6 protein-coding genes are annotated in these 14451 nt (G+C 46.9%); 1 reads left to right on the top strand and 5 read right to left on the bottom strand.

What is annotated here, in order from left to right; genetic code table 11:
- Positions 1-296: 296 nt before the first annotated feature.
- Together HMPREF9944_RS00545 and HMPREF9944_RS00550 are read right to left on the bottom strand one after the other, a co-directional pair.
- Complete coding sequence (locus HMPREF9944_RS00545; RefSeq protein WP_008563705.1) at positions 297-2150, bottom strand: MutS-related protein; 1854 nt, start codon at positions 2148-2150, stop codon at positions 297-299.
- Positions 2125-2667, bottom strand: coding sequence for a carboxypeptidase-like regulatory domain-containing protein (locus tag HMPREF9944_RS00550; protein ID WP_008563706.1), 543 nt, complete (start codon positions 2665-2667; stop codon positions 2125-2127). Before HMPREF9944_RS00550 ends, HMPREF9944_RS00545 begins: the two co-directional genes overlap by 26 nt.
- Positions 2668-2901: 234 nt before the next feature.
- Between HMPREF9944_RS00550 and HMPREF9944_RS00555 the strand changes: the two genes are divergently transcribed.
- Positions 2902-4974 carry an LTA synthase family protein gene (locus HMPREF9944_RS00555; protein WP_008563708.1) on the top strand — a complete coding sequence of 691 codons (2073 nt, stop codon included), beginning with the start codon at positions 2902-2904 and terminating at the stop codon, positions 4972-4974.
- A gap of 200 nt (positions 4975-5174) precedes the next feature.
- Here the strand turns inward: HMPREF9944_RS00555 and HMPREF9944_RS00560 are convergent, their stop codons facing one another.
- The 3 genes from HMPREF9944_RS00560 to ruvA are packed head-to-tail and all read right to left on the bottom strand — an operon-like array spanning position 5175 to position 13957.
- A complete protein-coding gene (locus HMPREF9944_RS00560) occupies positions 5175-5807 on the bottom strand; it encodes a GNAT family N-acetyltransferase (protein WP_008563710.1) in 633 nt (210 codons plus the stop codon).
- 25 nt (positions 5808-5832) lie between these two features.
- Positions 5833-13284 carry a T9SS outer membrane translocon Sov/SprA gene (gene sov / locus HMPREF9944_RS00565; RefSeq protein WP_008563711.1) on the bottom strand — a complete coding sequence of 2484 codons (7452 nt, stop codon included), beginning with the start codon at positions 13282-13284 and terminating at the stop codon, positions 5833-5835.
- Between the two features lie 55 nt (positions 13285-13339).
- Positions 13340-13957, bottom strand: a complete 618-nt coding sequence (ruvA, locus tag HMPREF9944_RS00570) for a Holliday junction branch migration protein RuvA (protein WP_008563712.1) — start codon at positions 13955-13957, stop codon at positions 13340-13342.
- Between the last annotated feature and the right edge of the window lie 494 nt (positions 13958-14451).

Here is a 14451-nt window from a genome sequence, read left to right on the forward strand (position 1 = left end):
GACGTGACTTTTTGCATGGCTTTCCATCAGATTTTGCCTTGGATTTTACAGCATTCTGGTTATCAACGAATTGCAAGCTTCTGAAATACGGCGTATATTTGTAGCGAGTGAAAGTCCTTGTTCAAATACACAAATTTGACGAGGCCATTTGTAAAGTTTTTTAGAAAAGTACAACTTATACGCTAATATGTGCAACCATACAGGGTCGTCAGGCTACTTTTGTTAATTCAGAAAAGGAATAGGGCCAGACAAAATGAAGGGTTTCCCACATTCAAAAGAATAAAACAGCTGGTGATTTAGCCTACAACTCCGGCTGTTTCTCCTTGTGATTGCACTGTCGAAAGGCCCTCTATCTCTTTCAATACGCCTTTCAACAGATACGTTGCATTTTGATTTCGTGCTACACCGGGCGTGATTTTATAGGAATAGGTGACTGCCGTTCCGAGCTCAATCTCAAAGCAATAGTTGCTGAAACGGCTGGGATATTCGTTTGCAAGCTTTGAAAGTTCAAGGTCGTGTGTGGCGATAAGGCCCGTAACGGGCAGCTTACAGATGTTTTCCAAGAAGAGTTTTGAGCCGTTAAGCTTGTCGAGTGAGTTCGTTCCTTTCAATATTTCGTCGAGGATAATGAGCGTAGACGGACTGTCTGCAGGCTTCCCTTGCGCATAAACAGGGTGTTTGCAGAAGCGTATGAGCTGTTGTAATCGGCGCAATTCTGCATTGAAATACGAGATGCCTCCTGCCAAATCATCGGTCGTGCGCATGCTGCTGAAGAGGTTGAATGACGAGGTTCGCATGCTTTTGGCAAACACCGGGGCACCGTTTCTGGCCAAGATATAGTTGATACCAATGGTTCTTAGGAACGTACTTTTACCCGCCATGTTAGCCCCGGTCACGATGGTATAGCTGCCATTTTCAATCGAAAAGTCGTTCTTAACGGCTTTTGTTCCGAGAAAAGGATGGCCGATATCCTTTGCTTCAAGATAGACATTATGATCTGTAGTGACTTCTGCCATGGTGGTTTCCGGGTGATTATAGGCGAAACGTCCCCACGAAACGAGAGCATCAATATGGCTTAATGCCTTGACTTGAGCGGCAATTTGTGTTTTAAAATCATGTTCCCAACGTAGGTATTCGCGTATAAGGAAATAGTCGTTCAGCCCAAACGTGTCGATAATCATCAGTCCTAAGATGTTTCCTCTGCGGTCAAGTCGGTCGATAATGCTTGTCAATAGCGCAGCTTGTTGCTGTGCATTGCGCAGTGTGTCGGCCTCTTTCTGCAGGGAAAGTGGCAGGTCGTTGAGGCTGACACATTGCTTGATGAGTTGCCGAAAGCCCTCTGCTTCGCGGTGAATCTTGGCGGTTCGCTTGGCAATGTGGCGGGTTGCGGCATTGCAGACAAGGTAAACGATGAAGAATTGCAGGGTGGCATAGAACACAGGAACATTGCCTTCAATGAGTCCGAAGAGTGAAAGAATGATGAGTAAAGGCAGCAGGCAGAGCATCAGAGAGGCCACGATAAGCGACCAACGCGTGGAAAACCATTGTGGACACGAGGCTTCCGAGCGTTCGTTTTGCAAGGAAAGCATGGCCAAGGTGTCGATGATTCTCCCTTTTCCCAAGGCTTGGAAGTTATCCATGAAGTCGACTTTGTGGCTCATGTAGTGGATTTCCTCGGGCTGAAACTGTATCTCTTCGAATGAAAGATTGCGTGCCAACAGGGCCTTACCGCCTGTAGTGACCGTGCGGTTGAGGCGTGCAAAGAGTGAGTTTTGCCCGAAGACATCGAGATCAAAGGTAAAAGGATGACGATAATCCACGAATTCTTGTCCGCTGTCAAAGGCTGAATAGTTACCCTCAATGGCTTCCAATTCGTGCGTATAGACGGCAAGTAACTGCTCTGTTTGCTTGATGTTGCTTGCATTTTTGTTGTCGAAAAAGCGTGTAAACAGGTATGCTGAAAGGCAAACAACAGCCATCAGAAGGCCTGATTTGCTCCATGCTGTCATGGCAAAAACGCCAATTGAGGCGATGATTAGCATGAAAAGGGCTATTTCGCCCATGATGAAATAGCGGTTATGTCGTTTCAGTCGGCCGATAGCAGCGGTCATCTTGACCTGCTGTTCAAGGTAATGTCTCTGATTTTTCATTGTCTTTGATTGGTGAAATTGGGTCGGGTGTGTACTTCTCCACAGCCTCGTGGGCTTTCTTCATGACTTTGCCCGGCACCTTACTGCGCTTTCCTAAGAACCAGAGAAAATCCATTCCGGAGGGTGAAGAGGGTCCTCTGAGTGGATCATTGCCCCAGAGTGTCTTCAGGTTTATAGGGCTGTTGCTCATGACACTGGGTGCTTTTGCCGTGATAACAACCGTGTTGATCGTGATGGCTTTAGGCAAAAGCAACACCGTATCCTTGATGTTTGTCAGGTTGACCGTGCGGTTTACGTAGCGACTATGCGAGAAAGTAACGCTCCGCGAGGCCGGGTCTGCAACGGAATAACGGCCTTGTCGGTCGGTCATATACATCTTATTGGTGTTCGTGTAGACTTTTACGCCCGCTAAAGGTTGGCGAGTTTCCATGTCAAGAACTACGCCGTTGCGCTGTGCTATGGCTGGCGTTGCAGTCATGGCCGCCATCATTGTCAGAAAGAAAAGCTTTTTCTTCATTCGTTCTCCGTATTGTTTCTGCGATGGGTTTGCATGATTGCAAAGTTATAGAATAAATACAGAAGCGCATAAACGTCTTCCGAGCTTTATGTTTTCTTATTCTTTTTTTGAATTTTGGCGACAAAGGGTCAGAAAGGTACATGGATTTATATGCCTTTTTAACGTTTAATCGTCCCCGTAGTCTTGATATATGGATTTTTATCGTAACTTTGTCGCCGAAAAATTAAAACCAATATGAAAAAGAACACGAAAACGATTGAACGAAATCCGCTCTATGTAATGATGAGCAAATTCCTTGGACTGTATCTTGTCGTGGGCTTCTTGCTCAGGATTGTCTTGATGGTGCTGTCTCCCGACGACGCTTCTTATACTTTCGGAAGCATTCTTCGGCTTCTGAGTATAGGCGTCTTGTCTGATTTTGGAACGGGACTTCTGCTCTTCATTCCGCTGCTCTTCGTCTATTTGGGCTTGAACGAGTGGAAGTATTCCAAGGTCGGCGGTTGGTTCATTGAGCTTCTTCTTTTGGCAGGACTGCTTTATACGCTGTGCTGTCATTCTATTTTTGATGAATACGGAGGCGGTGCACCCCTCATCGCAAAGGCGTTCTTGAGTTGGAAACTCTTCAGTTTCACGCTGCGCTTCCTGCTTCCACGGCTACGAGATACTTGGCGCAAGGTCACACTCTACGCCACATGGGGACTTTATGTCTTTTTGTTTCTTTTCATCTCGATGGGTGAAGTCATCTTTTGGCAGGAGTTCGGCGTGCGCTATAACTTCATTGCCGTGGACTATCTGGTCTATACCAACGAGGTGATAGGCAATATTTTGGAGTCCTATGCCGTCGTTCCGCTTCTCATCGGCGTACTCGTTGCCACGGTGGGGATTGTCTTTTGGAACTCCAGAAAGACGCGTTTCCGGCTGACCAAGCTCTATACGCCGCGCCTACTGGCCGTGCATCTGGGCTGCTATACGGTCCTTGTCTTGCTCGGTTATCTCATAGTTTGGGCAACCCACGCCCTGCAGAGCGACAATCAGTATGTTACACAGCTTGAACAGAATGGCATTTGCGACTTCTGCATCGCCTTTCAAAGCAACAAATTGGACTATGACAAGTTCTATCCCATGCTGCCCGAAGCCGAAGCGCGGGCCATTTACCGTCGTGAGGCAGGCTTGGACAGCAATGGGCGCAAGACGATCGGCGACAGTCTTGCAAGCAACCGGCCCAATATCGTGCTGATCACGGTGGAGAGCCTGAGCGCAGACTTCCTCACGCGCTATGGGAACAAGCAGAATCTCACACCCACGCTCGACAGCCTGATGGACAAAAGCCTTGTATTCGACCGGCTTTACGCCGTAGGAAACCGCACGGTGCGTGGCTTAGAAGCCCTATCGCTCTGCATTCCGCCAAGTTCAGGCGAAAGTATCATCAAGCGCAAACAGAACAACATGGGTAATCTTTCCGTGGGTATGGTGCTGAAACGGCTCGGCTACCACGTGCAGTTCTTCTACGGTGGCGACAGCTATTTCGACAATATGGGCAACTTTTTCGGCCGCAATGGCTACGAGGTCATCGACCGCAAGCACATTTTGCCCGAAAACATCACGTTTGCTAACATCTGGGGTGTGTGCGACGAAGACATCTTCCACAAGAGTCTCAGTGTCTTCGATGCCGATGCAAAACAGAAAAAGCCTTTCTTTGCACAGATCATGACCACGAGCAACCACCGTCCCTACACCTATCCGGCGGGAAAGATACATATTGACGGCGACCCACATACACGAGAGGCTGCCGTACGCTACACCGACTATGCCATCGGACAGCTGCTCCGCGAGGCAGCGCGCAGGCCGTGGTTTGCCAATACGCTCTTCGTGGTCATCGCCGACCATTGTGCCTCGAGTGCAGGTAAGACTTCGTTGCCCATCGACCGCTACCATATCCCCTGCCTCGTGTATGCACCGAAGCTGGTCAAGCCTGCCTATATAGATAAGGTGTGCTCGCAGATAGACGTCATGCCCACAGTGCTCTCACTGCTACATCTGCGCACCGAGGTCGGTTTTACAGGCAAAGACATTCTCGCCCCATCGTTCCGCCCCCGCGCCTTCATGGCCACTTATCAAGACTTGGGCTATTATGAGGCCAACCGCCTGACGGTACTTTCCCCGGTGCGCAATGTTCGACAGTTCACCGTCCGTCCACTCTCCGACGGTACGTTCGACGAGCAGTCCGTCAATCAGATTGATGGGACGTTGCTCCGCAAGGCCGAGGCTAATTATCAATACGTCAACCTTTATCTGAAAGCGCGGTAGCCGTCTGCTTTCGATAATCTCCTCCTCTCTTTTCAATCAGACGGGGAGATAATCCATATTAGACATTGTGCTCTTTTCAATTAGCGACGTTCCTATTTTTAATTAGGGACGTCGTTTTTTATTTAGGGTCGTGGGCTATTCGAATTAATGATGTCTCCCCTTTCAATTAGGACTATGTTTCCATTAGCACAATATCCCTATTAACCCAATTCATTAGTAAGGTTGTTTTTGTGGTTGTCCTTATAATTAACTGGTAATCCGTCATCGCAACGCTGTAGATGCCTCATGGGATGAGTGCCCCACACAGCATCATTTACGTAGCGAAAGCCAAAACTCTTGTAAAGACGTTCTGCCTTGGGGTTTCCTTTGTCAACCAATAAGCCAACAGGCAGATGGAGAGCCGCGGCCTTTTCGCAAGTAGCTTGCAATAAGGAGGTCGCAATGCCTTGCCCGCGATAGCCGACGCTAACAGCCAAAGTGTCTATATACAGTTCTCCAGCCTGCGTTTCATCAGCCATATGCGAATAGTCCAAGCCGAAACTATCCCGTGTTTCTTCTAAGAAAGCACGGCGCAGGTCACGCAACCGGCTACCGTCATAACTCACACAGCACCCGATAACGTCTTCCCCGGCCAGCGCGACCAACGTGTTCTGATAGGAATACTGTGAATCGCGCCGTTTCACCAGTCTTATCAACATTTGATGAAAGTCATCCAACGTGTGATGAGGGCCTGCGAAATATTGGCAACAGTCATGATTCATGGCCAACATCACCAAGGAGGCAATGGTTGATGCCTGATGGAGCGCTGCGTTTTCAATTCTTATTTTGTCCATTTAGCTTTATCTTATAAAATATTCATCAGCGTGTCAATGAGAATTTGACGCTCAATCCGAAGTCACGTGTAGATGTGGGGTAACTATTACTGCTTAACAGTGGCGTGTTGCTCTGAAAGTCATAATAGAAGCTCATTGTCAGCATGCGAGAAAACGTATAATCCGCCGTGAAGTTTAATCTAAACGCGGAGTTTCCGCTACTCGCATTGCTGGTCACAGTGGCAATATCGCGCGTCAGCGAAGCCTGCTTGCGATAACTGAGATCAAGGTTGAGATTCAAATTATGGTTTACCCCCCCGTGCGTTTTCTCTGTCGTAGGCTGCTGCATATCGGCATTTGCATTTTTCTTGTGGCCTTTTGTCTTACGACGGACACCGAGACCAAAGAGATTAAAATCATTCAATCGGTAACCCAACCCGATAACCCAGTCTTTACTCCGAGCCTCATTCATCTGGACACTCGTCATACTGAGATTCAAGCTTCGCACCATACGGTATTCCAACTTGGCCGTCATACCACTCTTAAAAGTCATGTCAACCCCCAAGAGTGGAGAAAAAGCATCATTGATGCTCACCATTGAAACATTAAACATGCTTGAGGGAATGGGGTTCCCGGTTGTGGCATCATTGATAAACCCAAGCCCGTTCATATATTCCTGATAGCTACTGAACGAAGAATAAGCCCCGACAGTATAGATGCTCTTGTAAGAATGATTGACATTAAAGCTGCGAAACACATCTCGGAACCATGACAGCTTCACCAATCCACTGTAACGTACAGACCAGTTGGGCAGCAATTTAAGCAATGAAGGGAAAATACCAAGGCTGTTTCCTCCCATATTCGTATAGGCTGAAAGGAAAGCTGGCACCATCACATCGGCACTATACCGTTCAACTGTACCATTTGCAGCATTAAACGGCCGACCGGCCAAACTTGTTCCTGCAGGGTATGTAGCGTCACGGTATTGATTCTCCACGCGTTGTCGGAAAGCATCAAGCGAGTTACAGAACCTTTCAAAGGTCTTACTACGATAGCCATTGCCTGCATTACCTATTCCTTCGAATGCACTTCCCAAGGAAATAGTTGTCATAGAGAAAGTCCCGCTTTGCGTCGTAGGCTTTCCGGCATACATATATTGTATGCTTCGGGCCTTGGTTGCGACACGGGTCGCATTCAAATCAACTTTGAAGTCACGGAAAGGCTCCAAGGTTGCCCGTAGTTGAATGTCTTCTGTCAAGGTAGCGGCCACAGGTGTCGCTATGGAGTCGTTCATCAACAGCCAATTCCTGCTGAGTGCCTTGTCAATATACGAGTCGTCAATCATGCCGAATGCGAAATCAAGTCCCGGAGAGAGTAATCCGCCACCGCGAGTCTGCCCGAATGCCTTTCCTATGTTAGGCATGAAGCCCGGTAAGGTCATGGCATATTGGTTACGATAACTGATATTGACGTTTCTCACCATCATCAATATGCGCGCCATGGTTTGTGCCGTTCGATACCAACCTTGTTTCTCCAATGGTGCTTTCAGATTGACCGTGACTTTTAGTTTTAGTGCAGAGTCGACCTTATTCATTATACGGATTCTGTTATCATCAATTTTCTTAAACCTTAATTTGAATTGATGACCGTCTTCCGTGCGGGCATTTACCACGATTCGTCGGCTTTGCTTAGCATGTTCAAGGATTATTGTCGTGTCGGAACGTAATATGATTTCCCGTTCAAATGCATCTTTGTTCTTAGGTAAAGCCTGCAAATTTCTGTTATCAGACCGACGATTCTTTCTTGCAGAAGATTGTGGGGCAGATAATCCACTACGATTAAATCGCTCATTGGTTTTCCTCAAAAACGGAATATGATTGTAGAGCCTTTCCAGATTAAAACTGCCATTCAAATTCAAATTCCTATTGTTTGTTATCGTATTTCCAAGGCTGATATGGTTCTCGGTTTCCGTTCCTCTCACCCAAGTATAGTTTGCATTATACTGCGCATCGGTATTTATCCAATCAAAAACAGGGATTAAATTCAGCGGAAGCTGGTAAGAAAGCGTAAATGTCTGTTGATAATCAAGTGGCGTTCCCAGCTGTTTGATACTCGTCCATACCGAGTCTTTCCAAGCTTGATAACGGTCGGCATAAAGCAATTTATTTATAGGTGTGTAGGGTTCCTCTATTTGTGAGCGCGTTGCACTCTGAAAATTCATATGCAAATTGCGTGTCAAATCCCAACGAAGCATGAAATCACGATTCCACAAAAACTGTTCATTGAAAGTCACTGGAAGGCGATTAGCCTCAAGATTTTCCATATCCCGCTCCTGAAGTTCATAGTAACTACGAGTCATCTCCGTGTTGAAACCAACATTCTGTGGCAACCAATTGAAGCCGAACTTCCGAAAAATGTCCCACCATTTCGACTTGTTCCTGATGCCTTTGAATGGTTCCCATGCCCTATAGACTGGTGACCAATTATAGTTTATTGCACCTCGCCAGTTATCCTCATTTTCATAAACGGTGGTTTCACCACTCGTATGACTGTGAGAATGGCTGTAGGAAAACGAGAAATTGGCCGGGTCATAAGGCATAGGGTGCGTCTTTGTCTGAATACCTACCCTCATGTTTGAGAGTGACAGATTGGTATTGACCCGCTTTGTCACAACAATAGACTCAAGGCTATCACGCTCGTTCTTTGCAACTGATTGCAAAGCATCTTTCAATGTCATATCCGTATCTAAAGGGTTGTAACGCGGTCGACTTGTTTCATGGCTGACCGAATAATATAAAGGTGCAGAAACTTTAGCCTTATCCGGAAAGAATTTGCCCAGTTCCAAGTTTGTTGTCACACTGTAGAGTGACTGACTTTCCTGCATACGGTCGGCAACCGTACTTTCAAGTCCACCAAAACCATCACTAACATATCTTCCCTGCACGTTCACAGTTCCAAGGTCTGACAATTGAACATTTAGATTTCCGTTGGCAGCCCAGCCTCCTTTATTATTATATTCCTTCAGACGCAACTCATTGACCCATACTTCACCGCTTTTTATGTCGGCAGAAAGGTTTCTCACACCAATGATCATCGTCTTTATTGCACCCAAAGAAGGATTGCCCATCACCGTAATCAGATTGGCCGGATGCCCTCTATCATAGGCCGTAAACGCTTGTGTAAAGCTCGCATTCCCTTCAGCTTTGGCCATATTACGCTGCTTTTTCAAGTCGGTTAAAAGGCTTAATGAGATATCAACCATATTTTCCTGTGGCCAAACGGCGGCCTGGTCCGATGGCGAATAGAGGTTATATTTGCCTGCCGAAGTAAGTTTCAATGGTATCTGATACTCATAATAGTTATTCTTATAGTCTGAACCGAAGCGTATAAAAACCGCCAACTGGTTATCGGCCAGCTGTGTTGTGTTCTGTTCCAATGCATTTGCATGTACGAACATCTGCAAACGTTTATACTGTCTTAAATCAACTGCAGTGTTTTTATACACAGCTTTGCTCTCGCCATGACTCAAGTGATGCACATTAAAGCTCAAAGCCTGTTCGTTACTTTCCACAAGCTGTGGCTGTGTCGGGTCTTGTTCCCTACTAATCCCCGGAGGCAAGACGTAATTAACGGGACTTTTATCACCGTTTTCCTCTATACTGACTGAACTGACAGCCACTTTTCCCGAACCGACTCTGCTATCTAAATTCTGTTCGTAGACACGCCAGTCACCACGCACAAGATCAAGGCTTCCAAAACGCAACACTATCGGGTGCCTAAATCCCGTAAGAAACATACGCATGAAGCGAATACTCGTAAAACCGGAGATTGAACCGACCCGCTTTTCATATTCACTGAGCGGAATACGAAACTGATACCACGTCACTTCCTCGGTCTTCCGATTGCGCAGTTTCACGCTTGCATCACGCTTGTCAACAATATGATTGCTGCCAACCACCATATCTTCGGGACGCAATGAAACATGGTATTGGTAATATTTCTCGTATTCATTAAGTGTATAGTCCTGATTAATATCCTCCACATCAGGCATTGTCTTGTATGATGTGTCGTAACGTTCATTACTTGACTCACTATCCGGCGAGTTACCTTGCGGATTATTGATATATTTATAACGCCGAAGAATATCGGCTCTCATCTGATCATAGTCAGAACCTCGGAAATAATGGTAATCATCATTTGCAGGATCTCGATAGATGGAATCCCACACCGCCGCACTCACTCTTCCCTGAACGGAAGTGAGGAAGCTCTGATAGGAGCGAAAAGCACGTTCTTCTTCATCATTGAGTCCATTGAATCCCACATCTTGCAAAGCACGTGCATTCTTGGTAGTAGCAAAAGCATAGGTGACCGTACTCGAAGTCGGTATCTTTCCCCATTGTGTTGTCGTATAACGCTGCGAACCATCTACAGACATACCACTTTCATAGAACTTCTTTCCGTCACGAAGCACGTCTTCAGACACTTCGCCAAAGTTCAGATAGAAGTCTCCTCCATACTCATGTGCATTGGGCTTCCGCTTGGAATAGATGAAAGGATCCAGCAACCAAAATTCAACATACTCAATGTTAGCCTGCTCAAAGTCATTGGTGTCAAGCTTTCTCATCAATCCTCCCCAATGTTTCACAGGATTAGAAAGCAAACCGTCACGATTAAGGTCGGGATTAAAGTTATAAGGGCCACGCTCATTCGGGTAATAAGCAAGATTAAGAATACTCAATGTTGAAGAAGAACCATTGTAATTATTCAAATCTTTCTTGGGAAAGAGCTCACGTGTTGCCACTTCACGCACATAATGGTTGGAAAGTTGTTCCAAGTCATTCTTCAAATGAGCAGGCGTAAGCGAACTACTGCGACGCGTAAACAGCGGATCTATATTATACCATGCTAACAACGAACGATTGAAACCACTTGCCAATGTGGTCTTATCTCTGCTTTCCGGAAACATGGAAGGCACGCTGGATATGATCCATGACGTAGGTGTAGAGACATCAATCTTGCCGGTGGTGTTCTCGAAATCATCAAGATAAGAAGCATTATCTTGTGTTCCGGTGTTGCTTCCCGCAATAAGTTGGGCAAATTCGCCTGTAAAACTTATCTGTGAAGGCTGTGTCAAATGCAGGAAAGGCAACTTATCCAACATGTCCGTAAGCCATTGACTCTCTTTCTTCCAATTGATATTCAATCCCCAAAGCGTATTATTAAGTGGCTCAGATCCCATCTTAACCTTATTGGTGAGCGGCTGTTCCGACAAATGCTGCAGCGTTCCGCTCAATTGAAAGTTGCGCGAGAAGTCGTATTCCCAATTCATACCCAACATTGTCTTGCGCTGCATACCATAGTCGTTGTTGCTTTCAAGCGACACATTGACTGCCGTTCCGGCATCAAGAATGCTCTGATTGAGTATAGTTACCTCGCCTGCGCTGTAATCCACACTGTAGTCTGTCCCCTCCGTCAGCCGCATACCACCTGCAGTTACGACCACTGAGCCTTGCGGAATGTTATAGGCTCCAAGTAAAATAACGTTGGCTGAAGAACCTTTGAAGCGGCCCACAAGATTAAACTTATCTTTTTCCGCAATTTGTCCGGCTATAGTTTTCGTGCTGTCATAGAGTTCTGTGAAAACATATTTACGGGCTACAGCCGCTGTTACCCCTTTATCGACAAGCGCACGGTACAAATCGCGCCCGAAAGGTTCCGCTACAGGAAAGAACACCCTCCCGTTATTTACGGTGTAACCTTCCACATAGTCAAAATAGCCATTGCTATTTGGGCGGTTGTTATTGTCAAGACGGTCTGCTCCGAGAAGCTTGATAATCGGCTGTTGCCTTACTTTCGGTTCCGGGATATAGCTGAGATAAACTCCGGTCGTGTCACTCTGATACTTGACATCAAGACGAAATTTCTCTTTCTCAACCGTGTCGCTGAGTCGATACACGTTCTTCATCATCAGGTTCCAGTTGCCTTGCGAAGGATTATTGCTGGTATTCTTCAACGATTTCACGAACAAAGCCTCTTTCACATCAGTGCGGTCACCCGCAAACTCTCCCACTTGATAGGTCACCCCTCCATAAGTATATTCATAAGCCACAGCCACAACCTGATCTGTATTGATACTTGTGATGAGACTGACATAGCCCAAAGCCTGATTGACCGAATATTCGGAAGCATTCAACAGCCGCGCACTCTCCAACTTCTCATAATCAGCACCACCTGTCAGTCCGGCACCATCAAGTATCGTCGAGGTTTGATTTATATCACGAGCCATTCCATAGGCTCCCGTCATTGCGGCGTACTCGGTATTGGCGGCATTGGCAGGCACCACCATGCCCGATGTGCTCCAAAGATGCGTATTGCTCACCCTAACGTTCTCGCCAAGGTCTGTCAGTGCCACGATATTACGCGTGTTGCTGGTCGTTCCCGTCTTGTTAGTCACCCAAACTTCCACACGATTGATGCGAATTCCCGTCGTAAGATTAGGCAATTGCCGCATGGCAGAGGCATAACGGTCGCGAAAATACTGTGAAAGAAAGAAGTGGCGATTCTCTTCGTAGTCGGTCGCCCTGATATCAAAAGGCGTAAGCCGTACCCCACCCCGCCCGGAAACGCTTTTCGACGAGCTTTTCTTCTGTGATGCGACGAGTTGCATCTTGAGTTTGCCAAACTGCAAATCGGTTCTCAGGCCGAATAACGACGTGGCACCACTGATAAGTGACGAGTTTGAAGGAAAAGAAATATTGCCTGCCTCGACAAGCTTCACGATTTCGTCTTCCTTTCCTTCATACTTCAGCTTCAGGTTCTGTGCGTCAAAGTCAAAGGTAGCATCGGTGTTGTAGTTCAAGTTCATGTTTACCTTGTCGCCGACCTTGCCGTTGACATTGAGATTGATTTTTTCATCAAAGTTCATCGTTGTGGTGCGGCGCCGGTTGATGGTCAATGCCGGATTATCCACATTCTTCATTGTGGCCCCGAACTTCAATTCGGCCGTTCCCTGCGTTCGGATACGCACGCCGCCCGGCCCGAACAACTTCTCGGCAGGACCGAGTTCGAAGTGCATATCGCTGAAATCAAACTTCTCTTTGCCTTTGGTTTCGTAGATTTCCGTGTTCTTACTGCGGAAAAAAGCATGCTGCTGCTGCCGCCCGCTCCAGTCTAAATACTCCTTGGGCGACATTATGATGGGCGCAGCAAGATAGGTTCCGCCAAGCCGTTTGCCAAGAAAATAACTGTCGAGCGTGTCATTATAGAACACTTGCCGGCGCAGATTGAGCGGCATTTGAAGGTCGAGCGTACTGCTGTCGAGGTCGTGCCACGTCACCGGCAACGTGCGTTGGACGCGCCAAAGCGGCTTCTTCGGCGACGAAACGGTGTCTTTTTCAGGCTTTCGAGGCCGTTCTTGTCCCCCCGAATGCCCTTGCGAGCCGACGACTCCATGCTGATAAAAGGGCATACTAAAAGCATAGCTGATGACAAATGCCATCAGAAAGCCCAATAATGCGTATGCCTTTTTCCCACTCAATGAACGAAATTCGTGCTTATTTCAACTGCTTCAAAGCCTCTTTCACCACTTGCTCTACCGGCAAATCGGCTTGCTTCTCGAGAATGGCCACAACAACCTTGGCCGTCGGCGCAGGTGAAAAGCCAAGCATGGTCAATGCGGCCACGGCCTCATCTTTCACGGCATTGTTCACGATGGCGCCCACCTTTCCGCTGCCCACGTGCAACTCGTCGGCTATACCGGCCGCCATGATTTTGTCTTTCAGGTCAACGATGATGCGTTGCGCCGTTTTCAGTCCGATGCCTTTCACCGATTTGATCATCTTATCGTCGCCGTTGGCGATAGCATTGCAAAGTTCGGCCGGGCTCATCGACGAAAGCATCATGCGAGCCGTATTGGCTCCCACGCCAGAAACCGTGATAAGCAGCCGATAAAGCGCCCGTTCCTGCTTGCCGGCAAAGCCATAAAGCGTGAAACTATCGTCGCGTCCGCCCGTCATGATGGCCTCGTGCACATAGAGTTTCACCTCCTTTTTACCTTGAATGCCACTGTAAGTGGTCAGCGATATATTGAGTGCATAGCCCACACCTGCAGCTTCGACAACGGCCAAAGCCGGCGTAAGTTCGGTCAGTTCCCCTTTGATATATTCTATCATACTGTTCTGTTTCGTTCTTTAATCTTCTTTTTAATATAATTTCATAACGCATGTGAACACCGATTTATTGTGCGATGGCGATGTTAAGTAGACGCTCGTCATTCATTGCCACACTGTTTCGGGGCTGTAGGGACGCTCGGCCTGTACGTCCGTCCGAGATGGATTGAAAGCATATATACACGTTTGTTTGAGCGGAAGCACGCGTCGTGCGTCCCTATATTCATTCAAGCGGTTCACAATAGCAGTCACAGACTATCGTAAGCCGTAAAATTTCCTCCCGTATGCCCGTAAATTTTCTCCCGCAAGAAAATTTATTTCTTCCCGTATATAAATTTATTTTCTCCCGCAAAGAAATTTATTTTCATACGGGAGAAAATTTATTTCTTCCCGCAAGGAAATTTTCTTCCTCCCGCATGCTGAAAAAATTCCTCCCGTATGCCGTGAAATTTTCATACGTATGAAATTCTATTTTCATCCGTATGAAACTTTATTTT

The organism is Segatella maculosa OT 289, assembly GCF_000243015.1.
In the GTDB taxonomy this organism is placed as follows: Bacteria; Bacteroidota; Bacteroidia; order Bacteroidales; family Bacteroidaceae; genus Prevotella; species Prevotella maculosa.